The organism is Faecalimicrobium sp. JNUCC 81 (genome assembly GCF_053667625.1).
Genome location: NZ_CM132203.1, coordinates 1,882,693 through 1,907,884, shown reverse-complemented (window position 1 = coordinate 1,907,884; position 25,192 = coordinate 1,882,693). Strand labels below are relative to the sequence as shown.

The window sequence follows — 25,192 nt, the reverse complement described above, 5'->3', positions numbered from 1 at the left end:
AAACTGACAACTTGATGACTAAAGAGTAAAAGGATTTCTATAATAAGAATGAAAAAAGAACATGAGATGCCTGTAAGTAAAAATGAAAAAGAAAAGGTTAGTGCCATTTAAGAGGCTTTATTAAAAGGTGAAGATATTAGTAAGCTATTGTAAAAGATATAATATATGGTAAAATATTAATTGAAATATACTTACTTGGGGGGATAAAATAATGGGGAGAAAAGAAAAAATAAAGAAGCCATTTTATAAAAAGGCATGGTTTTGGATTATTGCAGTTATTATTATAGCAGGTTTTGCAGGTTCAGGAGCTGATGAAAGTCCAGAAACTTCCAATCAAGCTAGTAACATAGAAAGTATTGAAGAAAGCAAAAATGTAGAAGATAGTAAAAAAGAGAAAAACAAAGTAAATTATGATAATTTCATGAAAATCGAAATGGGTCAGTCACATAAAGATGTAATTGCTTTAATAGGAGAAGGTGAGGAGCAAACATCATCAGAAGTTAGTGGAATAAAAACTGCTATTTATACATGGAATGGGGATGGAATATCAAACATGAATGTAACTATTCAAAATGGTGTTGTTGCAGGAAAAGCTCAAGTCGGATTAAAAAAGGCTGACTCTGATATAACTTTAGAAAAATATGAAAAGGTAAAAGAGGGTATGAGCTATGAGGAAGTAAAAAATATTCTAGGTGAGGGAGAAATATCTTCTGAGACTAAAATGGCGAATATAAAATCTGTAATTTATTCGTATATAAATAAAGATGGCTCAAATGCAAACTTTACATTTACTAATGATAAATTACAAATGAAGGCTCAATTTAACTTAAAATAAGTAAATATAATAAATTCAAATATAGATAAAAAGCATTCAGTTAATAGGAATGCTTTTTTTATGCAACAAAGTAGGTGGATTAATATTAAATGTTAACGGTATAATCCCTAAGAAAGCTCAGCCATTATACTATGAAGATTTATTTAGAAGGTTAATAGAAGGATTTAAGTGCCATCGATAGATGCAATTAATAGCATTATCGATTCTATCTGGGCTAGTATTAATGCAGCACAATCGGTAACTAAATCTATAGTTGTTCCTAGCAGCAAAACAGTTAATAGTACAGTAAATAATTCTAGTACTCGTAACTTTAATGTTAAATAAGTACTACCAATAACAGGAGATATAATAACTGATAACAAAGTTGATTTAGATAGAAAGAGAGTTTATTTAAGTAAAATACTTAATACTAAGTTAGATGCCGAATTAATTTATACAAACAATGCTTTAGCAAGAAAAGTTAAATGTATTGTACAAGATGTGAATTTTCCAAAAGCCTGAAGGTAATATGAAAAACTTTTTAATTCAATTTTTTAAAAAAGAAGAAATAGCTCTATGGCAAGGCGACTTTGAGTTTGAACTTGAAATTCCAGAGGAAGGGATAGAAGTTGGCATAGAGTTAGTAATATTATTTGTAAAATACTTTAAATAAAAATCTAGCTAACATAACTTTAGAAGTATCTAAAATGAAAGGCGATATGTAATTATGTGGAAGAATACTATTAAAGCTTGGTATAAGGAAAGCTTATATAATAATGAGGATGTAGTAGTAAAGATGATAACAACTGAAGAATATAAAGAAATAACTAACGAGGACTACATAGCATAGTTCTTTTTTTATACAAAAATTTAGGAGGATAAAAAATATGGATTTTACAACATTAGTACAAAGTGTAGGTATAATCCAATAGCTTGTTGTGTAGCTCTTGGATTATACCTTAACAATAAAGATAAAGCAAACAGATAAAGAGAAGATAAAATAATCCAAAACTACTAGCAACAAATGAACAATTAGCAGTAAGTGTAAAAGTAATAGCAACAGATTTGAAGGCAGATATAAATAGAGTGGAATTAAAAGCAGAAGAAAAATTAGAAAATTCAGAAGAATTAGAAAAATATGTAACAATTTGTAAAAATAAGTCATATTTAATAACACTAGGAGGTGGTATTAATGGAAATAAAACAAAATTTAGTTAATCCTAACAAATATAGTATAAAGTGCCCATACACAATGAATCCAGAATATGTAACTTTTCATAACACAGACAACGATGCTCCTGCAAAAAATGAAGTGAGCTATATGATAAATAATAATAATCAAGTATCTTTTCATGTTGCTGTAGATGATTTAGAGGCTATACAAGGCATTCCATTTGATAGAAATACTTGGAATGCAGGAGATGGTAATGGTACAGGCAATAGAAAAAGTATAAGTGTAGAAATTTGCTACAATAAATTAGGTGCTAATAATATTAAGTTTAAGAAAGCAGAAGAGAATGCAGTAAAAATATGCGCTCAACTATTAAAACAGTTTAATCTAGGTATAGATAAATTAAAGCCTCATAAATATTGGAGTGGTAAAAATTGTCCAAGCACAACCAATCATCAAGAATTTATAAATAGAGTAGATAAGGAGTTAAAATCAATGACGCAAACTAAAAAATATAAGAATTGTATTTTATATGGAAATGATATAGATAAAGTTGCAGCAGAAATATTAAGCTGGAGTAAAGAAGATTGTATAGTTAAAAATGTAAAGAATCATATTCCTTGGGAAGGATATAACCTATTTGTTGTAGGTGGTCCAGCAAAAATAGAACTTGAAAAAATGAAAACAGAGGAAAAGTATACAACTATAGCTGGAAATGATAGATATGATACAGTTAGAAAATGCTTAGAATTTATAGAAAAATAAATATGTTATAATAATTATATTAAGAGATTAATTATCAACCCTACCTAACAAGGATATGTTAGTAGTTTTCGGTCTAAACCGTATAGAAGGTAGCCACCCAACGGCTACCTTTTTATAAACTAAAATATAATGTTAATAAAATTACAAATAATGCTATCTCTATGATTAGAACTAATTTACTAAAACTCTTCAATATTATATTCAACAATTCCATATTTACACCTCTTATTTTTAAGAGTGTCCATTCTTCTGAATGTTAAACCTAAATGAAGCAACTATAGCTGAAAATAATTTACTTGATACATTTTAAATAGTTGTATAATCTTTACTATTTAAAATGTAAAACAATTTTATATTTAGTTAGATTTTATCAATATACTACCATTAGCACACAAAAAATAACCATTGGAGCACAATATATAGTTTATTTAAATTATTAATGTTAACATGTTGAATAACATAGGATGACCATACTTTTTTATTTCAGGAGGATTTTTATGGGAATGTATTTTACTATTGCAGATAATATTGATTGTGCTTTTAGAAAGAAGAAATTTGCTATACTTGATGACGATATGGATCAGTTAATCTTTAAAAATAAAGATGCTTTTGGAAGTTCAGTTGACGTTTTTATAGATTTAGATCCTTACGGAGATAAAATATTTATATATGATGAAATTGAATTATTATTGGTAGCATCTGAAGCACTACTAAAAAATGATATTATAGATTATTTAGATTCTAAAGGTGAGTTTAAAAATTATGATGTAGATAAAAGAAGATTCATTGAATTTGCAAACTCAATGATATTAATGTGCAATAGCGCTTTAGAAAGTAATAGTAAGATAGTTAGTCTTGGCGACTAATTCAAAATATCGTTAAAATAATATAGTTAGAAATTCTTAATCTATAAAATTTTAAGTAAATTAATAAATTGTTAAAAATATGGCTTTAATAACATCTTTTTTATTTTACTATATTTTACATACTGAATAATCATTCATACATTCGGCAACAAATTTGTTTCTTTATATTTTAAATTAATTTTTACAGATAGCAAGGATAAAGTATTATTAAATTAGTAATATTTTATAAGGAGGTTAGATTTTATTGAAAGTTTATTTATATGCAATATTAATATTGCTACTTATGATACTAGCAGTAGGTTGGGTTTTTGTAGATAACTTTAAAGACTTTTATGATGGATTTAGCAAAGTTGAAAATAAATCTCTTAGAATTGTTTTTAGTATAATAGCAGCAGCCATTATGCTTATTCTTTTGGCATTACCATATTTTTTGGTTTAAAAGTCAATTTACTTTGATTTTAAGAACATTAACTTTATTATAAATAATAAAATAAGCTATATTTTAACGCATTAATTTTAATATTATATATAATTATTCAAAATTAAATATATACAAACTATAGATACTATGATAAGTATCATAGTATCTAACATTAATTCTATCAAAATAGCCCATCTTAAAAGATTTATTTCCATAAAAACAAAAATTATGTCACAAATTTTAGAATATCAACGTTATATATGTAAGTATAATTAAAAAAATAAGGGGGAGTAATGAAACTAAAATTATTTACAAGAATAACTTTTGCTCTAGCATTAATTTCAGGATTTTTTTCTTTAATATTAATTTTAGATTTTTTTGGTATAAGTCTAGATAAAAACATGAATTTAATTAGTAATTCTGAATCGAGTAATGTTATTAACAAAAATGGGCAAAGTATTACGCTTGATACTATTCGAGGATATTTCAAAGTAAATGAAAATAAGGAAACTTATGGAACTTATATCGACAAAGGGGATGGAGAGTTTGAAGAACCGGATTTAATGGAAGTATTAGGAGACAATGATGTAGAAGGATATGTAAGAAAATCTGACTTATATGATGAAGCTAACCAGCCTAATAACCCAGAAGAAGCTATTGTTTACATGGAAAAGAGGGAAAAAGAAGGACCTAGAGTAATTCCTGTTTACAAAAAAGATGGGAAAACTATAATAGGACAATATACATTACAATAAATTAATTAGATAGTAGTATATAGATTTAAAATTATTTAAAGGTAGCTTTTTTATTAGATATCTTATTTTTGTGTAGAAAAATAAAAAAAACAGACAATTAATTACAAAATTAAACATATGTAATATTATATACTGTATCTTGATATTTAAAATATTAGCAGGGAATAAATGAAAATATCTAAGAAATTATTATCATGGGGGTTAACATTATCATTAGCATCAGGTTATGCATCGAGTATTGATACGGCATATCAAATGTATCCGAAATAAAATGTGGTAAATATATACGAAACAGCTACAAAGATAGCAGATAATCAGGATTATACAATTGCTATATTAGTAAATTCAGATAAAAGTCTAGCAGATGGGCTAAGCGATAGTGGATTATATGGAGCAGTAAATGCACCAATACTTTTAGATAAGAAAGATACAGTACCAAATGAAACACTATCTAGACTTAAAAATGTAGAGAATGTATACATAATAGGTAGACCAAATGCAATTAGTTTGAAAGTAGAAAGTCAATTAAAGTATAAAAGAAATAGAAAGAATACAAGCAAATAACAGAATAGAAACTAGTTAATATAAATGTATGTAAAGGAACTATTAAAAGTTGTATCTTCTAATAGAAAATTTAATTTTTATATGATAAAATTTAAAACTTGTAATTAATTTTAATGTATTATATAATAATAAAAATGCCTAGAGAGTTCCAAGCATAATTAAAAGTCGTTACGGATAATACCGTTGATAACTTCGTGTTTTTCTGTGGATTATTTTTTAACTGACTATAAACTGACAATTTGAAATCAAATATTACCTAAAGTATTGAAAATACAGTACTTTAGAATAATTCGTATAACCCTAATAATATGGTTTAGGGGTCTCTACCAAGAACCGATAATTCTTGATTACGAAGAGGTATTGTATGTAAATTGCACAATACTTCTTTGTAGTCGGGAATTTTTTTTATACAAAAAATCATAATAAAGTAAAAATCAACTAATAATATTTAAATAAAAGGTGGACAAACTTATGATAAAAAAATTACCAAAAATAGATCTACATTGTCATTTAGATGGAAGTGTCAGAGCTGATACAATAATAGATATAGCAAAAAAAGAAAATATAAAAATACCTTCATTTGATAGAGGTATAATTAAAGAAATAATACAAGTACCAAAGGAATGTACTTCACTTAATGAATACCTAAAAAGGTTTGAACTTCCTAATGATGTTATGCAATCAAGTTATGCACTAGAAAGAATTGCATTTGAATTGCTAGAAGATGCAGCAAAAGAAAACATTAAGTATATAGAGGTTAGATTTGCACCTCAACTTCATAGGGAAAATGGACTTAGTATAGATGACATAATACAAAGTGTATTATATGGAATTAAAAAGGCGGAAGATATCTATGATATAAAAGGCAATTTGATTCTAGGATGCATGAGAATAATGAGTGAAGAAGATGGAATAGAAGTTGTAAATGCAGGACTTAAGTTTTTAAATAAAGGTGTTGTAGCTATAGATTTATGCGGACCTGAAAAAGAGGGATTTGCAAATGAATTTAAAAAAGTTACAGATTTAGCAAGGGAATATGGATTTAATATTACAGTACATGCTGGAGAGGCTGCTAGTGCAAAAAATGTAATTGATGCAATTAATATATTAGGGGCAACAAGAATTGGACATGGGGTAAGAATAAAAGATATGAGAGAAGCTTATGACTTAGTAAAAGAAAAAGGAATTATACTTGAGATGTGCCCTACAAGTAATATCCAAACAAAAGCAATTGAGAGCATAGAAGAATATCCATTTTATAATTTTTTCAAAGATGATATAAAAACAACTATAAATACGGACAATAGAACTGTATCAAATATAGATTTAAGTAATGAGATAGATTTAATGTTTAATAACTTAGAAGTTAAAGATAGATATAAAGATATTTATTTATATACTGTAGAAGCAACATTTGCAGATGAAAAAACTAAGCAATGGCTAAAGGCATTAATATAAAAATACTGTAGTAACTATTAGTTACTACAGTATTTTTATATTAATTTAATTTTTCAGGTTCTTTGTAATCAATACCTTTAGTATCTACTTTTATAGATTCTATTATAATATCTTTTTCAGGTTTATCATTATTGCCAACTTCAATATTTTCAAGTTTTTTTACAATATCCATACCATTTATAACCTTACCAAAACCAGCATAACTACCATCTAAGTTAGGTGAATTTTTAGTAACTATAAAAAACTGGCTTCCAGCACTATCATTATTTTGACTTCTAGCCATAGATAAAACACCTTCAGTATGTTTTAAATCATTTTTAAAATTATTATTTGTAAATTCTCCCTTTATACTATATCCAGGGCCGCCCATTCCTGTCCCTTCAGGGCATCCACCTTGAAGTACAAAATCTTTAACTATTCTATGTAATGTAAGTCCATTATAAAATCTACTATTAGCTAAATAAATAAAGTTATTTACTGTATTAGGAGCAATATGAGGATAAAGTTCTGCTTCAATAGTTCCGTAATCTTTTATAGTAATTGTTGCGATAGGAAGTTCTTTTGGAGGTGTTCTAACATCATCTACCATAGGAACTTTTTTAGAACATCCGACTAATGCTACCGATGTGGTAAGTAAAGCACATAAAAATATTTTCTTTATTTTGTTTACCATTTTGTTATACCATCCTTTTGTTAATTTATGGACTCATTATATCATAAATATTTAAATTTAAAAATCTATAAAGATAATTATCAAAGAATGACTATTATGACAATTACACATAATAGATTTAATGATATTATTTATGGAGGTATAATTATGAAAAAGAAATTTATACTTATATTAATATGTACAATATTTATTTCTAATTTTAATTTATGCATAACAAATGCAAAAGAACCTATAATGGAGTATCAATATACGGCTGAGAGGAAGAAAGTTGAAAATGCACAATTTATATGGAAATCATGTATTGAAGAATTAAGAAAAAAAGATATTCTTAGCAATAAAGACGTATCAAATATAGGAAATTATTTAAGACAACAAATGATAAGTGATGAAATAGAATCTCCATCAGAAAAATGCGAAAGACAAAAAAGAGCTCTTAAACTAGCGACACTAGATAATATGGTAAGAGATAAAATAATAACTGTAAAACAAGGTGAGGAACTTAGAATAAAACTTTCTAGATATAATTTATTTAAGAAATAAAAAATGTAAAACTACAATGTATAGAATTATAAATTATATTGATATACAATATATTATATAAAATAGTTTTTATATTTTATAATAGGAAATTTTAAATGGGGGATTTAACATGAAAAGATATAAAAGTATTATATTTGATATAGACGGAACAATATTAAATACAGAAAAAATGAATTTGATTCCACTTAAGAGATTAATAAAAGAAGAGAAAAATATAGATATGAATTATGAAGACTTACTGTTTGCTTTAGCACTACCGGGGAAAAAAACATTAGAGACATTGGGTTTTGAAGATATAGAATCTTCATATGATAAATGGGTAAAGTATGTAAATGAATATGAAGAAGGAGCAACATTATTTACTAATATAGATTGCGTAATAAAAGATATTTATTCAAATAATATACTTTGTGGGATTGTTAGCTCTAAAAATAGAGCTCAATATGATATAGACTTTATGCCAACAGGACTACATGAATATATGAGTATAGTAATATTAGAAGATGATACAATAAATCATAAACCACATCCAGAACCTCTTGAAAAAGTAATACAAAAACTAAAAATTAATCCAGAGGAAGCTATATATATAGGAGATTCATTATCTGATTACAATTGTGCAAAGTCATGCAACATGGATTTTGGCCTTGCACTTTGGGGAGCTAAAAATCATATGGATATAAATGCAGATATAAATTTAGAAACTCCTAGTGATTTATTAAAATTAATAATAGATTAATACACACTTCTTTAGGGAATAAATAAAATATAAAATTCTTGAAGGAGTTGATATTATGAATAAACTTGCTACATTTTCAGGTGGATGTTTTTGGTGTATGGTAAAGCCATTTGACAAATATGATGGAGTATTAAAAGTTGTATCTGGATACACTGGAGGACATACAAAAAAACCAACATATGAACAGGTTTGCACAGATACTACAGGTCATATAGAAGCTATTCAAATTACATATGATGAATCTTTAATAAGCTATAATGAACTTTTAAATATATTTTGGAAACAAATAGATCCAACAGATGAGCATGGGCAATTTAATGATAGAGGACATAAGTATAAAACAGTAATATTCTATCATGATGATACTCAAAAAGAACTTGCCATTAAATCTAAAGAAAGTTTAGAAAAAAGTAATAAATTTAATAAAAAAATTGCAACTCAAATAGTTCCAGCCAGTGCATTTTATGAGGCTGAGGATTATCATCAAAATTATTATAAAAAAAATCCGCTTCATTATGATATGTACTATAAAGGTTCTGGAAGATATGACTTTATAAAGAACAATTGGTCTGAGAGTAAATATAATAAGAATGATTTAAAAAAAATTTTAACTCCTATCCAATTTGAAGTAACACAAAATGATAAAACAGAACCACCATTTCAAAATGAGTACTATGATAATAATGAAAAAGGAATATATGTAGATATTATAAGCGGAGAAGTGCTATTTTCATCTAAAGATAAATTCGATTCGGGTTGTGGATGGCCAAGTTTTTCAAAACCTGTTGATGATAAATTTATAGATGAAAAATTTGATTTTTCTCACGGAATGTATAGGGTAGAGGTAAGAAGTAATAAATCGGATTCTCATTTAGGTCATGTATTTGATGATGGACCAAAAGAATTAGGTGGTCTTAGATACTGTATAAACTCTGCATCACTTAAATTCATTCCTCTAGATAAAATGGATGAAGAAGGATATGGAGATTATTTAGATAAAATATAAAAATCAAAAATAACTATTTATATTTGTTGACACTAGTAAAGCATACTACTACAATTGAAATATAAAATAAAATACTTGCCAAGTGACGTTAACGAGAGATACTTTTTGATTAAAGAGCCGAAGAAGCAATTTGGAAAACTTCCAATTTTTCAAAGAAACTTTCAGGCAAAGATATCGTTAACCGATGGATCTCTGGAAAGACCTTATATTAAATATAAGGCACCGAAGAAGCAATAATACCGAGTATTAAAACTTTCAGGTACAAGAAACAGAGGATATAGGAATATTACTTAATATACCTATATCCTTTTTTATGTTGAAGTAATTTATATTTTAAAGGGAGATTTAAAGTATGGAAAATTTAAAGAAAACGCATTTAGCAGGTCAGCATGAATCTTTAGGGGCAAAGATGGTAGATTTTGCAGGATGGTTTATGCCAATAGAATATGAAGGATTAAAAAAAGAACATGAAGCTGTAAGAAACCATTCAGGTATATTTGATGTGTCACACATGGGAGAAGTTGAAATTAAAGGAGAGGATGCAAAAGAATATATTCAAAATTTAGTAACAAATGATGTTTGTAAATTAGAAAATAATCAAGCCATGTATACCTTTATGTGTTATCCTCATGGAGGAGTAGTTGACGATTTATTAGTTTATAAATTTAATGAAAATTACTATTATTTAGTTATAAATGCAAGTAATATAGAAAAAGATTTTAATTGGATGAACGATAACAAAAAATGTTACAATGTAGACATTATAAACATATCTAATAAAGTTTCAGAAATTGCAATTCAAGGACCTTTATCTCAAGAAATACTTCAAGAAATATGTAATGAAAACTTAGACGAAATTAAACCATTTCACTTTAGAAATAATATAAATGTTAATGGAGTTAATGCTTTAATATCAAGAACTGGATACACAGGGGAAGATGGGTTTGAAATATATTGTAAAAATGAAGATGTAGAAAGCGTTTGGGTAAAACTATTAGAAATAGGTGAAAAAAATAACATAAAACCTTGTGGACTTGGATGTAGAGATACTCTAAGATTTGAAGCATGCTTACCTCTTTACGGAAATGAATTAAGTGATAAAATTACACCGATTGAAGCAGGACTTTCATTTTTTGTTAAATTAAATAAAGATAATTTTATAGGAAAAGAAGAATTAGCAAAACAAAAAGAAAATGGATTAGAAAGAAAGCTTGTAGGTTTTGAAATAATAGGAAAAAACATAGCAAGACATGGTTATGAAGTTAGTATTGAAGATAAAATAATAGGATATGTTACAACTGGATATAAATCACCAACCTTAAATAAATGTATAGGATTAGCTCTTATAGATTTTAATTACGCTGAAATAGGAAAAGAAATAAATATAATAATTAGAAATAAGAAAGCAAAAGCAAAAATTATAAATAAAAAATTTTATATTAAACCAACATTAACTCATGCATAAAGAGAAGTATTAAGATTATTTAAATTGATATTAAAATTATTATGGGGGTAAATTATGTTTAAATATATACCACTTACAGAAGATGACAAATCAAAAATGCTAAATGAGATAGGGGTAAAATCTATAGACAACTTATTTGATGATATACCAGATGAATTAAAACTAAATAGAAAATTACACTTAGAAAATTCAAAGAGTGAGATGGAAATAATTAAAAAACTAAAAACTTTATCTAAAGAAAATATAACAACAGAGGAGATGACTTGTTTTTTAGGAGCTGGTGCATATGACCATTATATACCAGCATTAATAAAACATGTAACATCAAGATCAGAATTTTATACAGCCTATACACCATACCAAGGGGAAATAAGCCAAGGCACATTACAAGTAATATTTGAATTTCAATCTATGATATCTGAACTTACAGGAATGGATATATCCAATGCATCTATGTATGATGGAGCAACTGCAAGTGTGGAAGGTTGTTTGATGGCTGTAAATAGTTCTAAAAATAAGAAAAAAATATTAGTATCTAAAGCTATAAATCCAGAAATTATGGAAGTTATAAAAACATATATGAGATTTAATGAAATTGAAGTAGTTGAAATAGATTATGATAAAGTAAGTGGAAGAACAGATACAGATAGCTTAAAAATCAATATAGACAAAGAAAGTGCATGTGTGTTAATTCAAAACCCGAACTTCTTTGGAATAATAGAAGAAATGGATGAAATAGAAACTATAACACATGAAAATAAAGCAATGCTTGTTATGAACGTAAACCCAATATCTTTAGGTGTCTTAAAATCTCCTGGAGAAATTGGTGCAGATATAGCTGTTGGGGAAGCTCAACCATTAGGCAATCCTCTAAATTTTGGAGGTCCATATTTAGGTTTTATAAGTACTAAATCTAAAAATGTAAGAAAATTACCAGGAAGAATAGTTGGAGAAACTGTTGATTTAGAAGGTAAAAGAGTATACGTATTAACTCTTCAAGCTAGAGAACAACATATAAGAAGAGAAAAAGCTACATCTAATATTTGTTCAAATCAAGCATTAAATGCACTTGCTGCAACTGTGTATATGGCAACTATGGGATATAAAGGGTTAAAAGAAGTAGCAAATCAATGTATTCAAAAGTCTAACTATACTTACAATGAATTAATAAAAACTGGCAAGTATAAAAAGGTATTTACAGGAGAATTTTTTAATGAGTTTGTGCTTAAATCAAAATATAATACAGACTTAATCAATGAGAGTCTTATAAAAGAAAACATAATTGGAGGATATAACTTAGGAAATAAATATAATGAACTTAAAAATTGTTCTTTATACTGTGTCACAGAAAAAAGAAGTAAAGAAGAAATTGATAATTTAGTTAATACCATATCTAACATGAGCTTTGATAATAGTGAAGTAAAATTTCAAACTATGGGGGCTATATAAATGAAAGATTATAATAATTTATTAATAGAAATCTCAAAAGAAGGAAGGTGTGCCTACTCACTTCCGCCATTAGATATTAAGGAAGATGATACTTTAATTTCAGATAAATTAAAAAGAAAAACTATACCTAAACTTCCTGAAGTTAGTGAAGTAGATGTGATGAGACATTTTACACTTTTGTCTAATAAAAATTTCGGAGTTGATACTGGATTTTATCCATTAGGTTCTTGTACTATGAAATATAATCCTAAAATAAATGAAGATGTAGCCTCCTTAGAAGGATTTACAAATATACATCCATACCAAAATGAAAAGACAACGCAAGGATCACTTAAAATAATGTATGACTTTTCAAATATGATAAAAGAAATAACTGGAATGGATGATATAACATTACAACCTGCAGCAGGATCACATGGAGAATTAACAGGGCTTATGCTTATAAACGCATATCATGAAAATAGAGGAGATTTTAAAAGAAATAAAATAATAGTACCTGATTCAGCACATGGAACAAATCCAGCTAGTGCAAATCTATGCGGATGTAAAATAGTTCAAATAAAATCTGATGAAAATGGATGTGTAGATATAAAAGCTTTAAAAGAAGTATTAGATGATGAAGTATGTGCACTTATGCTTACAAACCCAAGTACATTGGGGATATTTGAAAAAAATATATCTGAAATTGCAGATTTAGTACATGAAGCGGGAGGCCTGCTATATTATGATGGTGCAAATATGAATGCTATTATGGGAATCACTAGACCTTCAGACATGGGGTTTGATGTTGTTCATTTAAATCTTCATAAGACATTTTCGACACCTCATGGAGGCGGAGGGCCTGGAAGCGGGCCAGTAGGAGTAAAAAAGGATCTTATACCATTTTTACCAGTACCAATAATTGAAAAAAATGATAATGGATATACACTAAACTATAATAAAGAAAAATCTATAGGTAAGATAAAGAACTACTATGGAAATTTTGGTGTTATATTAAAAGCTTATTCTTATATATTAAGTATGGGGGCAGAAGGATTAAAATTAGCAAGTGAAGTAGCTGTTTTAAATGCAAACTATTTAAAAGAGAAATTAAAGAAGTATTACACTTTACCTTTTGATACTGTATGTAAACATGAATTTGTGCTAAGTGGAAAAAATATGGGAGAAGTAACGACTATGGATGTTGCAAAAAGGCTATTAGATTATGGATATCATCCACCTACAGTTTATTTCCCAATTATAGTAGATAGTGCAATAATGATAGAACCAACTGAGACAGAAAGTCTAGAAACTTTAGATAAATTTATAGATGCAATGATTGAAATTTCAAAAGAAATTAAGGAACAACCAGAAATTTTAAAGGCTGCTCCTCACGATACAATAGTTAGAAGAATAGATGAGACTAGAGCGGCTAAAAAGCAAGTATTAAAATGGTAAAATTATAGTTTTAAAAATAGCTTACATATAATAACTTGTAGGCTATTTTTATTGGTTATAAAAATTAATTAATTATTATATAATGTGTATACTGTTTTTTTATATATATTGTGATATATTTCATAGTATAAGAAAAATATAAACTATATAAAAATATATTTAGTAGTATGAGATTTTAGGGGGACGAAATGAGAGAATTATTAGAAGTAAATCCTATAATAGGAGCTATAAAAAATGATACTGAGATAGAGCAAGTTATAGCATCAGATTGTGACATTGTATTTTTGCTAAATGGAGATATACTTACACTTAGAAAAAAGGTTAAATATTTACAAAAACATGGTAAAAAGGTTTTTGTTCATATAGATATGATAACAGGAGTATCATCTAGCCCGGTAATAGTAGATTATGTAAAAAATGAATTAAATTTAGATGGTATAATAACAACGAAAACAAATATCGTTAAAAGAGCTATAGAATTAAATTTAAACGTGGTTCAAAGATTTTTCTTTATAGATTCTATATCTTTAGAAAATGCAATTGAAAGCTTAAAAAAAGTAAAGCCACAAGCTATAGAAATTATGCCTGGGATATTACCAAAGGTCATAAAAAAAATGAGTAAAGAATATCCAAATATACCTATAATATGTGGAGGGCTTATAGATGAAAAAGAAGAGATAATTAAAGTATTATCTTGTGGAGCGATGGCAGTATCAACAAGCAAAATAGAAATTTGGTAATTTTAATTACCCATAGTTTTAGATTTAAAACAAAAAAATATGTTTGATATTTATCTAACGATGTTTTCGATTGACTGGAAAATGTTTTCATGATAATATTTAATTAACTTAACACTGGGCGAGAGAAGAGAGAGCCGTACTATTGAAAATATAGGCTCTCTCTGTTTTTTTGTCCACTTCATTTTAATGATATTAAAAATTAAGGGGGAAGTTAAAATGAAAAAGACATTGACAGGAGAATGCATTTCAGAGTTTATTGGTTCATGGATACTAATTTTTATAGGATGCGGAAGTGTTGCATCACTTGTACTAAGCGGAGCAAGTATTTCTCAATGGGAAATAAGTATTATTTGGGGTTTAGCAGTTACTATGGCAATCTATGTTACAGGAGCAGTATCAGGAACTCATATAAACCCAGCAGTTACAATTGCTTTAATGGTTTACAGAGATTTTCCAAAGAAAAAGGTTATACCTTATATAATATCTCAAATAGCGGGATGTTTTTTAGGAGCAGCTACAGTATATTTATTATTTAAAAATTTATTTTTATCTTTTGAAGCATCAAATAATATAGCTAGATCAAGTATAGATGGTTTAGCTACAGCAGGAATCTTTTCTACATATCCTCATTCAGAAATAAGCATATTCACAGCTTTACTTACAGAAATTATAATAACTATGTTTTTAGTAATGGTAATATTAGCAGTAGGAGAGTCTAGAAATAGTAATAAGCCACTAGCTAATTTAGCTCCAGTAATGATAGGATTAACTATTGCTATAATAGGTGCAAGTTTTGGAGTTTTAACAGGGTTTGCTATGAATCCAGCTAGAGATTTTGGTCCGAAGCTATTTGCAATAATAGCAGGATGGGGAACTAATGCATTAGGTCAAAATATGTACTTCTGGGTTCCTATAGTAGGACCTATAATAGGTGGATTATTTGCAGGTTTTGTATTTGATAAAGGTATAAAAAGATACATGGAAGCAGAAGAAATAACACAAAAAGCAAAATAAATTAGTAAAATTTATTAATATATATTAAAATTATAATAATAAATTGGAAAATATAATTAAATTTAAACATAGTTAAACTTTAAATAACAAAATTGGAGGAATAAAAATGGAAAAGAAATATATAATGTCTCTAGATCAAGGTACGACTAGTTCAAGAGCTATTTTATTTGATAAAGAAGGAAATATAGTATCATCATCTCAAAAGGAGTTTACTCAATACTATCCAAAGCCAGGTTGGGTAGAGCATAATGCAATGGAAATATGGGGAAGCCAAAGTGGCGTAATGAGAGAAGTTATAGAAACTAATTCTATAAGACCGGAGGAAGTAGCTGCTATTGGTATAACAAATCAAAGAGAAACTACTGTAGTTTGGGATAAACACACAGGTAAACCAGTGTATAATGCAATAGTATGGCAATGCAGAAGAACTTCAGCAATATGCGATAAATTAAAAAAAGATGGCTATGATAGTAAAATAAAAGAAAAAACAGGTCTTTTAATAGATGCATATTTTTCAGGAACAAAAATAAAATGGATATTAGATAATGTAGAAGGTGCTAGAGAAAAAGCAGAGAATGGTGATTTACTATTTGGTACTATAGATACTTGGCTAATATGGAATTTAACTCGTGGAAAGGTACATGTAACGGACTATTCAAATGCTGCTAGAACTATGCTTTATAATATAAAAGAATTAAAATGGGATGATGAGATACTTGAATTATTAGGTATACCAAAATCAATGCTTCCAGAAGTTAAACCTTCAAGTTGTTTATATGGATATACTGATGAAGCAATGCTTGCAGGAGCTCAAATTCCTATATCTGGATGTGCAGGAGATCAACAATCAGCATTATTTGGGCAAACATGTTTTGAAGAAGGTAGCGCTAAAAATACTTATGGAACAGGATGTTTCATGTTAATGAATACCGGTGAAAAAATGGTTGAATCTAAAAATGGACTATTAACTACTATAGCGTGGGGAGTAGATGGAAAAGTTGAATACGCTTTAGAAGGAAGTATCTTTATAGGAGGAGCAGCTATACAATGGTTAAGAGATGAGCTTAAAATACTATATAATGCAAAACAAAGTGAATTTTATGCTAAATCTGTAGAAGATACTAATGGTGTATATGTTGTTCCAGCATTTGCAGGTCTTGGAGCTCCTTATTGGGATATGTACGCTAGAGGTTCTGTAATGGGTCTTACTCGTGGAGCTAATAGAGAACATTTAGTAAGAGCTACTTTAGAATCAATAGCATATCAAGTAAAAGATATATTAGAAGCAATGCAAGAAGATTCAGGTATAAAACTAAAAGGTCTTAAAGTTGATGGTGGAGCAAGCGCTAATGACTTCCTAATGCAGTTCCAATCAGACATATTAGATGTAAATATAAATAGACCTAAAATTGTTGAAACAACTGCTTTAGGAGCTGCATATTTAGCAGGACTTGCAGTAGGTTTTTATGAAAACAAAGATGATATAAAAAATTCATGGATTATAGACCAAGAATTCACTCCTAATATGAGTGAGAATAAAAGAAAAGTCTTATATAAAGGATGGAAAAGAGCAGTACAAAGATCTTTAGAGTGGGCAAAAGAAGATGAAGAATTTGAAAAAGAGTTAGCAGAAATAAAAGGATAAATTATTAAAATTAAATATTTAGATAAGAGAGCCTTCTATACAGTGTATCGGAAGGCTATTTTTTATGAGTAAATTTAAGGCAAAGAACATTTTTAGACAAAAAACAATATAATAATACAAAGTAGTAATTTATCTACTTAACTATATAGAAAGGAGTAAAATATAATGTCAGAATTAAATACAATAAAGGGTATAGATATAAGTAACTGGTCAGGAAATATAGATTTTTCTCAGGTAGCTAGTAGCGGAGTTGAGATAGTATATATCCAAGCCACTGAAGGAACTTATTATATAGATCCATACCTTCATGAATTTTATAATGGAGCTAAGGAAAATGGTCTTAAGGTAGGATTTTATCATTTTTTTAATCCAGGATTTTCACCAACTCCAAATGAACAAGCACAATACTTTGTAAATGCATTAAGTGGATTAACTCCCGATGCTAGATTAGTTTTAGATTTAGAAGAAACTGGTGGATTAAGCAACTATGAATTATCAAACCAAGCAATAGAGTTTTTAGAAGAAGTAAAGAATATAAGCGGTTTAGATGTAGCTATATACACGTATACAAATTTTGCACAAACAAAGCTAAATCCAGAATTTGGCCTTGAAAATTATCCACTATGGGTTGCAGAGTACGGAGTAGACTACCCTTCTAGCAATCCAATATGGAGAAATAACTACGCAGGATGGCAGTATTCAGATACAGGAAATGTACCTGGTATAAGTGCAAATACAGACTTGGATAATTTTAAAAATGAAATACTATTAGATAGTAGCTCAAACTTACCAGGAGATATAAAACCTAGTTCTAATAGTAGTCATGTTATATACTATGTAGTTCAGCCAGGAAATACATTAAGTGGTATAGCTCAAAAATTTAATACAACATATGAGAAAATAGCATTAATAAATAATATTTCAAATCCTAATTTAATATACCCAGGTCAAACCTTAAAAATATATAGTTCTATACCTACAACCATAAAAAAAGAGGTATTTAATCAAACTTATATAGTTCAGATAGGAAATACATTGACTTCAATAGCTAAAAAATTTGAGACTACCGTTAATGAATTAGTAAATTTAAATGATATACCAAATCCAAACCTAATCTATCCAGGACAAGTTATAAAAATACCTACAAAATCAGAGAAAAAATATTCAGCATCATCTTCAAAACAATATCTTAAAACTTATATAGTTCAATCTGGCGATAACTTAACTTTTATAGCTAGAATGTTTAATACAACAGTTGATGAACTAGTTAAACTAAATGGGATATCAAATCCAAACCTAATCTATCCAGGACAAGCTTTAAAAATACTATGTTCAGGACAATCACCAAAGGATAATAATTTTAGAGGCATATATGTGGTAAAATCAGGAGATACTCTAAGCGGCATAGCTAAAAAATTTAATATGACAGTTAATGGATTAGTTATATTAAATGATATACCAAATCCAAACTTAATTTATACTGGACAAGTTTTAAAAATATAATAATCAATAAAAATGCAAGAATATTAGAAATAATAGATAAAAATGGAATTGAAAATATTATAAACACAGATGGAGAATCATTTACAAAACCTTGGTTTGGACAATTAATGACAGATCCATAAGTAATGGCATATTTAGTTCAATTAGATACCTGGTTAAATGAATATAATGTAAAACTTGAAATAGACTAAATATAAAAGGAATTGATAACTTTATCAATTCCTTTTATATTTAACATATACTATTATTAGATAAGTAATTATTTAGGGGGAATATATTATGGAAACAAAAGTATTAAATTATTTTGTTTCAAGTGAACTAGATGAAAAGGACTTAAAGGGTATAGAAATAAGTCCATTAGAATTAAAGGCACTAACATTAAAAGATGTAAAAGATTTAAATGATAAAAATAGTTCAAAAGAAATGAATATAAGTTCAAAAGAGTTTGAAGGATTATTAAAATCTGCTAGGAAAAAAATAACTGAGGCTTTAATAAATGGAACTTCCATTATTGTAAAAGATGAAAAGGAAATAAGGCCTGAGGATATAATTACAACGCTTTGTACTTTTAGATGTGCTACATGCGGTAGTATTTATACTATAAATTACGAAAAAGAAGATATAATATGTCCAATATGTTTTTCAACTAAAGTAATGACTAGTGAAGAAGCTGGATTTATAAAAAAACAATATAAATTTATAAATAAAAATAGGAAGTAGCTACTTCCTATTTTTATTTATAAGCAATATTAAATATATTTTTTACATCATTAGAATCTAATGATTTGATACATCCTATATTTCCAAAACGTGTAGCTTGAATAGACATTTTATCAAATAATGAATCATCATTTATGCCAAGTTCTTTCATAGTTGTAGGCATATTTAATTTTCTAAAGAATTCTTTTATTTCATAAATACCTTGTTTTGCAGTTGATTCTAGATTATTTTCATCATACTTAACTTTAAATACTTCACTAGCAAAAGTAGCAAAACGTTTTAAATCATATTTATAAATGTACTCCATCCAAGCGGGTATTATAACTGATAAAGTTGCTCCATGAATTGCATTGTAATGAGCACTTAATTCAGTAGCTATCATATGGGAAGCCCAGCAGCTATTTCTACCAGTATCTAATAAACCATTGTGAGCTAATGTTGATGACCACATTATTTCAGATCTAGCATTATAGTTAGTTGAATCATTTACTAAAATTAATCCATTATTAATAACAGTTTTCATAAGAGCTTCACCTAGCCTATCAGTAAGTTCAACACTTTCTGTATTAGTAAAATATCTTTCAATAGCATGAGATAATATATCTACTACACCACAGAAGGTATGATACTTAGGTAAAGTTAATGTTAATTCTGGATTTAATATAGCAAACTTTGGCCTAAGTAATGGACTTAAAATATCAAACTTAGAGTTAGTTTCAGGATTAGTGATTACAGCACCAATACTACCTTCACTTCCAGATGCAGCTATGGTTGGTATTACCCCTAAGGGAAGTACTTTATCTATTTGTATATTTTGAGTAAATAAATCCCAAACATCGCCACTATAATAAACACCTGCAGATATAGCTTTAGCGGTATCTATAATACTACCGCCACCAATTGCAAGAACTAAATCTATATTTTTATCTAAACAAATTTTAACTCCTTCCCTTACTTTGTCTATTGTAGGATTTGGAACTATACCAGATAATTCAAAAAACTCTATGTTATTATTAGTTAAGGATTTTTTAACTTTGTTCATAAGTCCAGACGATTCAACATGATTACCATTACTTCTTACAATCAATATTTTATTTCCATATTTTATGCATTCATCACCAATATTACTTTCATTATCTTTACCAAATATTATTTTAGTCTCAAAATTCCATTCAAAATTATTCATTATTTCTCCTTTATCGTAGTAAGTATTATATTAAGAAATGGTATTATTAGTATAATACCATAATTAAAAACTTAAAAGTACATAGATATATAATAAAAAAAGAAGGAATACTACTTATTCCTTCTTTTTTTATTATATATAGAGTTATTTTGTTTAGCGTTAGATTTGACAGATTTAGAAACTTTACTAGGTATAGATTTTTTTTTATCATCTACTAAGTTATCACCTTTTTTGTTAGCTAGTGTATCTAGTACTACTTTTTTTATAATACTAGCATTTCCTGATTTATTTATAAAACCAATTGAATCTTCTGTGGCTATAGCTAATTCATAATAATCAACACCTCTAATTTCATCCTTAAAGTTGATATAAAAACTATACTTTCCACATTTACTGTGCATCATTAAAGTTTCTTCATCAAGAGCAATACTTTTAAATAAACTTAAATCATCAAATTGTAATAAATCCATAAATTCACCTTTTTCTATTAAATTACATCTATTATTGTATAAAAATGTTAATACTATTATACTACAATTAATAAAATTTAATAGAAAGTTTTATGGTCAAATATAAAAAGATTAATAATTCAAATATTTTTATTGAACTAGTTTTAAAACTATGAAATAATATATAAAGATTTGAAATATAAAATAGGAGTGTGTTTTATGAAAAAAACTAATTATGCTGAGCTCGTAGGTAGACTTCTTAATAAATAAGGAGTTTATGAAATAAAAAATTCCTTATTTATTAAGATGTGTAAATTATAAAAACTGCACATTTATAAATAAAGGAGAATAAAAATGAATCAAAATACATTTGAAAAATTACAATTAAACGAGTTAAAAGAGCTAATAAAAATATACTGCGTAAGTTCCCTTGGAAAAGAACTTATAGACAAACTAAGTCCAAGTAAAAATATAAATGTAGTAAAAAGAAGATTAAAGGAAAATGAAGAAAGTAGAAAGATATTAGAAAATAGTAACCATATACCTTTGGAAGGATTATTTAATATAACGCCAATTATCGATAAAGTTGAGAAGGGAATGATACTAGAACCTGGTGAATTAGTTCATATAGAAGATTTTTTAAGAGGTTGCTCAAAAATAAAATCATTTATGGCAAATAAAGAGTTTTATTCACCTACATTAAGTTCTTATGCTTTAAATATAACAGAGTGTGAAACTATTGAAAATGAGATAAATTACTCTATAAAAAATAACAAAGTAGATTCTAGTGCATCTAAAGAGTTAAAAAAAATCAGGAGAAATATAGAATCTTTTGAGGCAAAGATAAAAGATAGGCTTAATAAGTTTTTAACATCAAGTTCAAATAAAAAATATATACAAGAATTTATAATAAGTAAAAGAGATGATAGATATGTAATACCTATTAAATCTTCGTATAAAAATGAAGTTGATGGAGCAATTCTTGATACTTCATCAAAAGGAAGTACTGTATTCATAGAGCCTTCTACTGTTTCAAAATTTAGTTTAGAACTTATTTCATTAAAGAGTGAAGAAGTTATAGAAGAATATAAAATTTTATCATATTTAACAGAACTTATATTTGAGAAAATAATGATGATAAAGTTAAATATAGAGATAATATCAGAATATGATATGGTTTTTGCTAAAGCTAAATATAGTCTAAATAACAAAGCAATTACACCAAAGGTAAATGATATAGGATATATTAAAATAATAGATGGAAAACACCCACTTTTAAAAGGTAATGTTATACCTCTTAATTTTGAAATAGGAAAAGATTATAGATCTTTAGTAATAACAGGTCCTAATGCAGGTGGAAAAACTATTGCATTAAAAACAGTAGGACTGTTAAGTCTTATGACTAGTTTGGGCCTTGATATATGCGCAAAAGAAGGGACTGAAATGAGTATCTTTGAAAATATATTTGTAGATATTGGAGATAATCAAAGTATAGAAAATTCATTAAGTACATTTTCTTCTCATATAAAAAACATTGCAGATATTATGAACGATAGTAATAAATCGACTCTTTTAATATTTGACGAGATAGGAAGTGGAACTGAGCCAAATGAAGGAGCTGGACTTGCTATTTCAATACTTGAAGAGTTTTATCAAATGGGGTGTATAACGGTAGCATCAACTCATTATGGCGAAATTAAAAAGTTTGCATCTTTGCATCCTCATTTTGAAAATGCTGGAATGATGTTTAATAAAAATACATTAGAGCCTCTTTATAAACTAACTATTGGAAGTAGTGAAGATAGTAATGCATTATTTATATCTAAAAAGATGGGTATAAAAGATAAAGTATTAAATAGAGCTAAAAATTATATAAGTGACAAGAATTATAATTTTGATTTAGTTAAAGAAAATAAAATAATGATATCAAAAGAAAATAAAGAAGAAATCATAAAGGAAATTCCTATATATAATATAGGTGATAGTGTGAAATTATTAGATAAAGATGATTTTGCAATAATTTATAAGCCAGTTGATAAATTTAATAATGTAGAAGTATTATATAAAGATACATTTTTAGAAGTGAATGTAAAAAAGATTAAGCTTCATATAAAAGCAGACCAATTATATCCACAGGGATATGATATGGATAGCTTATTCATTGATTATAAAGATAGAAAACTTGAAAAAGATATAAAAAGAGGGTCTAAAAAAGTCTTAAAGCAGATTCAAAAAGAAATAAAGCAAAATAGATAATAATACAAAAGCTAGAGGATATACTCTAGCTTTTTATATTATTTAAAGATAAGTTTACATATACAAGAGCGAAATATTAGTAAAAGAAATAGGTATATTATAAAAGAATATAAAAAATACAATTAGATATTTGTAAATATATGATATAATTATCAAGGTGAAAATCATCCTAAATATAAAACATCAATATATAATAAAAGTTTGATGAAATTCTATTTGGGTAAAATATTTTATATATTTATTGAGTCTTAAAGACTATTAAAATACAGATAAACAAGGAGACAAAATGAGAAAAGTAGAATTATTAGCACCAGCAGGTGATTTAGAAAGATTAAAGATAGCTTTTACTTATGGAGCTGATGCAGTGTATATAGGTGGAGAAATATTTGGAATGAGGTCTGCTGCTAAAAATTTCACTAAAGAAGAAATGGCAGAAGGCGTAAGATTTGCTCATGAGCGTAATAAGCAAGTCTTTGTTACTATGAATATAATACCAAGAAATGACGAATTTCTTCAAATTGAAGAATATTTATTAGACCTTCAAGAAATAGGTGTTGATGCAGTTATAGTAAGTGACCCGGGTGTATTTACTATGGTAAAAAAAATAGTTCCAAATATGGAAATACACATAAGTACTCAAGCGAGTACAACAAATGCAGATGCAGCAAATTTTTGGTATAATCTAGGAGCTAAAAGAATTGTTACGGCAAGGGAATTATCATTTAAGGAAATAAAAGAAATAAGTGATAATTGTCCAAAAGATATGGATATAGAATCATTTGTACATGGAGCTATGTGTATGTCATATTCTGGAAAGTGTGTAATAAGTAATTATACAACAGGAAGAGACGCAAATAGAGGTTCATGTGCACAATCATGTAGATGGAAGTATACATTAGTAGAAGAAAAAGTGCCAAGAGAATATGAACCAGTAGTTGAAGGAATAGATCCAGAATTCTTCTTTAACTCAAAAGATTTATGTATGATAGAGTATATACCAGAGATATTTGAAAGTGGTATAACGAGCCTTAAAATAGAAGGTAGAATGAAAACTTCTTACTACGTAGCTACAACAGTTAGGGCTTATAGAATGGCAATAGATGCATACTATGCAGACCCTGAGAATTGGAAATTTAATCCTATGTGGCTAGAAGAATTAAAAAAAGGAAGTCATAGAGATTATAGCACAGGATTCTATTTAGATAGACCAGATTCTAATGCTCATAATTACAAATCTGCATCATATATAAGAAATTATGATTTTATAGGTATTGTAAAAAATTATGATGAAGAGAGCGGACTTCATACAGTAGAACAAAGAAATAAAATGTATGTTGGAGATAAAATAGAAATAATAGGACCTTATAAAGAAACTATGTTTAGTACTATTGAAGAAATGTACGATGAAAATGGAGAACCAATAGAATCTGCACCTCGTGCAAAGCAAATAGTAAAAATGAAATTAGATATAAAGCTTGATAAAGATTATATATTAAGAAAGCCAATAGTAACTATGAATGTATTATAAATTATAAAAATAGACACTATACCATATG

Annotated in this window: 28 protein-coding genes and 2 riboswitches; of the genes, 25 read left to right on the top strand and 3 right to left on the bottom strand. The window is 27.4% G+C overall.

The window, feature by feature from the left end; all coding sequences use genetic code 11:
• The first annotated feature begins 211 nt into the window (after window positions 1–211).
• From JNUCC81_RS09420 to add, 12 genes are all read left to right on the top strand, one after another.
• Window positions 212–835, top strand: coding sequence for a DUF3862 domain-containing protein (locus JNUCC81_RS09420; protein WP_454096350.1), 624 nt, complete (start codon window positions 212–214; stop codon window positions 833–835).
• Window positions 836–1,003: 168 nt separating this feature from the next.
• Window positions 1,004–1,159 carry a hypothetical protein gene (locus tag JNUCC81_RS09415; protein WP_454096349.1) on the top strand — a complete coding sequence of 52 codons (156 nt, stop codon included), beginning with the start codon at window positions 1,004–1,006 and terminating at the stop codon, window positions 1,157–1,159.
• A gap of 9 nt (window positions 1,160–1,168) precedes the next feature.
• A complete protein-coding gene (locus JNUCC81_RS09410) occupies window positions 1,169–1,336 on the top strand; it encodes a hypothetical protein (protein WP_454096387.1) in 168 nt (55 codons plus the stop codon).
• 7 nt (window positions 1,337–1,343) lie between these two features.
• Window positions 1,344–1,487, top strand: a complete 144-nt coding sequence (locus tag JNUCC81_RS09405) for a hypothetical protein (protein WP_454096348.1) — start codon at window positions 1,344–1,346, stop codon at window positions 1,485–1,487.
• Between the two features lie 54 nt (window positions 1,488–1,541).
• Entirely contained in the window at window positions 1,542–1,664 is a 123-nt protein-coding gene (locus tag JNUCC81_RS09400) for an XkdX family protein (RefSeq protein ID WP_454096347.1), read from the top strand.
• Window positions 1,665–1,879: 215 nt separating this feature from the next.
• The gene (locus tag JNUCC81_RS09395) at window positions 1,880–2,032 is read left to right on the top strand and encodes a hypothetical protein (protein ID WP_454096346.1); all 153 of its coding nucleotides are present in this window, start codon (window positions 1,880–1,882) and stop codon (window positions 2,030–2,032) included.
• Entirely contained in the window at window positions 2,007–2,750 is a 744-nt protein-coding gene (locus tag JNUCC81_RS09390; RefSeq protein ID WP_454096345.1) for a peptidoglycan recognition protein family protein, read from the top strand. The genes JNUCC81_RS09395 and JNUCC81_RS09390 overlap by 26 nt, the downstream gene beginning before the upstream one ends.
• 497 nt (window positions 2,751–3,247) lie before the next feature.
• Window positions 3,248–3,616 (top strand): hypothetical protein, encoded by a 369-nt coding sequence (locus tag JNUCC81_RS09385; protein ID WP_454096344.1) that lies wholly within the window; start codon window positions 3,248–3,250, stop codon window positions 3,614–3,616.
• 244 nt (window positions 3,617–3,860) lie between these two features.
• Entirely contained in the window at window positions 3,861–4,055 is a 195-nt protein-coding gene (locus JNUCC81_RS09380; protein WP_454096343.1) for a hypothetical protein, read from the top strand.
• A gap of 275 nt (window positions 4,056–4,330) precedes the next feature.
• Window positions 4,331–4,792: a hypothetical protein gene (locus JNUCC81_RS09375; RefSeq protein ID WP_454096342.1), complete on the top strand. Its 462-nt coding sequence runs from the start codon at window positions 4,331–4,333 to the stop codon at window positions 4,790–4,792.
• Window positions 4,793–5,065: 273 nt separating this feature from the next.
• Window positions 5,066–5,356, top strand: a complete 291-nt coding sequence (locus JNUCC81_RS09370) for a cell wall-binding repeat-containing protein (protein WP_454096341.1) — start codon at window positions 5,066–5,068, stop codon at window positions 5,354–5,356.
• A gap of 270 nt (window positions 5,357–5,626) precedes the next feature.
• Window positions 5,627–5,726: riboswitch (purine riboswitch) on the top strand.
• Window positions 5,727–5,827: 101 nt separating this feature from the next.
• Complete coding sequence (gene add / locus JNUCC81_RS09365) at window positions 5,828–6,814, top strand: adenosine deaminase (protein WP_454096340.1); 987 nt, start codon at window positions 5,828–5,830, stop codon at window positions 6,812–6,814.
• Window positions 6,815–6,854: 40 nt separating this feature from the next.
• On the opposite strand, the gene JNUCC81_RS09360 is transcribed toward add, so the two are convergent.
• Window positions 6,855–7,403 (bottom strand): peptidylprolyl isomerase, encoded by a 549-nt coding sequence (locus tag JNUCC81_RS09360; RefSeq protein WP_454096386.1) that lies wholly within the window; start codon window positions 7,401–7,403, stop codon window positions 6,855–6,857.
• A 231-nt stretch (window positions 7,404–7,634) separates the two neighbouring features.
• On the opposite strand from JNUCC81_RS09360, the gene JNUCC81_RS09355 reads away from it, so the two are divergent.
• From JNUCC81_RS09355 to JNUCC81_RS09305, 11 genes are all read left to right on the top strand, one after another.
• Window positions 7,635–8,027, top strand: a complete 393-nt coding sequence (locus JNUCC81_RS09355; RefSeq protein ID WP_454096339.1) for a hypothetical protein — start codon at window positions 7,635–7,637, stop codon at window positions 8,025–8,027.
• 109 nt (window positions 8,028–8,136) lie between these two features.
• A complete protein-coding gene (locus tag JNUCC81_RS09350; RefSeq protein WP_208331465.1) occupies window positions 8,137–8,766 on the top strand; it encodes an HAD family hydrolase in 630 nt (209 codons plus the stop codon).
• A 55-nt stretch (window positions 8,767–8,821) separates the two neighbouring features.
• On the top strand, window positions 8,822–9,772 hold the full coding sequence (gene msrA, locus JNUCC81_RS09345) for a peptide-methionine (S)-S-oxide reductase MsrA (RefSeq protein WP_454096338.1): 951 nt from the start codon (window positions 8,822–8,824) through the stop codon (window positions 9,770–9,772).
• 82 nt (window positions 9,773–9,854) lie between these two features.
• A riboswitch (glycine riboswitch) is annotated at window positions 9,855–9,959 on the top strand.
• A gap of 165 nt (window positions 9,960–10,124) precedes the next feature.
• Entirely contained in the window at window positions 10,125–11,237 is a 1,113-nt protein-coding gene (gcvT, locus tag JNUCC81_RS09340; protein WP_454096337.1) for a glycine cleavage system aminomethyltransferase GcvT, read from the top strand.
• A gap of 54 nt (window positions 11,238–11,291) precedes the next feature.
• Window positions 11,292–12,686 (top strand): aminomethyl-transferring glycine dehydrogenase subunit GcvPA, encoded by a 1,395-nt coding sequence (gene gcvPA / locus JNUCC81_RS09335; RefSeq protein ID WP_454096336.1) that lies wholly within the window; start codon window positions 11,292–11,294, stop codon window positions 12,684–12,686.
• Complete coding sequence (gene gcvPB, locus JNUCC81_RS09330) at window positions 12,687–14,123, top strand: aminomethyl-transferring glycine dehydrogenase subunit GcvPB (RefSeq protein ID WP_454096335.1); 1,437 nt, start codon at window positions 12,687–12,689, stop codon at window positions 14,121–14,123. It begins immediately after the preceding gene.
• A 188-nt stretch (window positions 14,124–14,311) separates the two neighbouring features.
• On the top strand, window positions 14,312–14,863 hold the full coding sequence (locus JNUCC81_RS09325; RefSeq protein WP_454096334.1) for a glycerol-3-phosphate responsive antiterminator: 552 nt from the start codon (window positions 14,312–14,314) through the stop codon (window positions 14,861–14,863).
• Between the two features lie 216 nt (window positions 14,864–15,079).
• Window positions 15,080–15,877: an MIP/aquaporin family protein gene (locus JNUCC81_RS09320; protein ID WP_454096333.1), complete on the top strand. Its 798-nt coding sequence runs from the start codon at window positions 15,080–15,082 to the stop codon at window positions 15,875–15,877.
• 106 nt (window positions 15,878–15,983) lie between these two features.
• Entirely contained in the window at window positions 15,984–17,522 is a 1,539-nt protein-coding gene (gene glpK, locus JNUCC81_RS09315; RefSeq protein ID WP_454096332.1) for a glycerol kinase GlpK, read from the top strand.
• Window positions 17,523–17,687: 165 nt separating this feature from the next.
• Window positions 17,688–19,025 carry a LysM peptidoglycan-binding domain-containing protein gene (locus tag JNUCC81_RS09310; protein WP_454096331.1) on the top strand — a complete coding sequence of 446 codons (1,338 nt, stop codon included), beginning with the start codon at window positions 17,688–17,690 and terminating at the stop codon, window positions 19,023–19,025.
• Between the two features lie 279 nt (window positions 19,026–19,304).
• Window positions 19,305–19,745 (top strand): DUF134 domain-containing protein, encoded by a 441-nt coding sequence (locus tag JNUCC81_RS09305; protein ID WP_454096330.1) that lies wholly within the window; start codon window positions 19,305–19,307, stop codon window positions 19,743–19,745.
• Between the two features lie 13 nt (window positions 19,746–19,758).
• Here the strand turns inward: JNUCC81_RS09305 and JNUCC81_RS09300 are convergent, their stop codons facing one another.
• The gene (locus tag JNUCC81_RS09300) at window positions 19,759–20,931 is read right to left on the bottom strand and encodes an iron-containing alcohol dehydrogenase (protein WP_454096329.1); all 1,173 of its coding nucleotides are present in this window, start codon (window positions 20,929–20,931) and stop codon (window positions 19,759–19,761) included.
• 110 nt (window positions 20,932–21,041) lie between these two features.
• Window positions 21,042–21,401, bottom strand: coding sequence for a hypothetical protein (locus JNUCC81_RS09295; protein ID WP_454096328.1), 360 nt, complete (start codon window positions 21,399–21,401; stop codon window positions 21,042–21,044).
• Between the two features lie 333 nt (window positions 21,402–21,734).
• Here JNUCC81_RS09295 and JNUCC81_RS09290 point away from each other — a divergent pair, with 333 nt between their 5' ends.
• Entirely contained in the window at window positions 21,735–23,636 is a 1,902-nt protein-coding gene (locus JNUCC81_RS09290) for an endonuclease MutS2 (RefSeq protein WP_454096327.1), read from the top strand.
• Window positions 23,637–23,922: 286 nt separating this feature from the next.
• Entirely contained in the window at window positions 23,923–25,164 is a 1,242-nt protein-coding gene (locus JNUCC81_RS09285; RefSeq protein ID WP_454096326.1) for a peptidase U32 family protein, read from the top strand.
• Window positions 25,165–25,192: the final 28 nt, after the last annotated feature.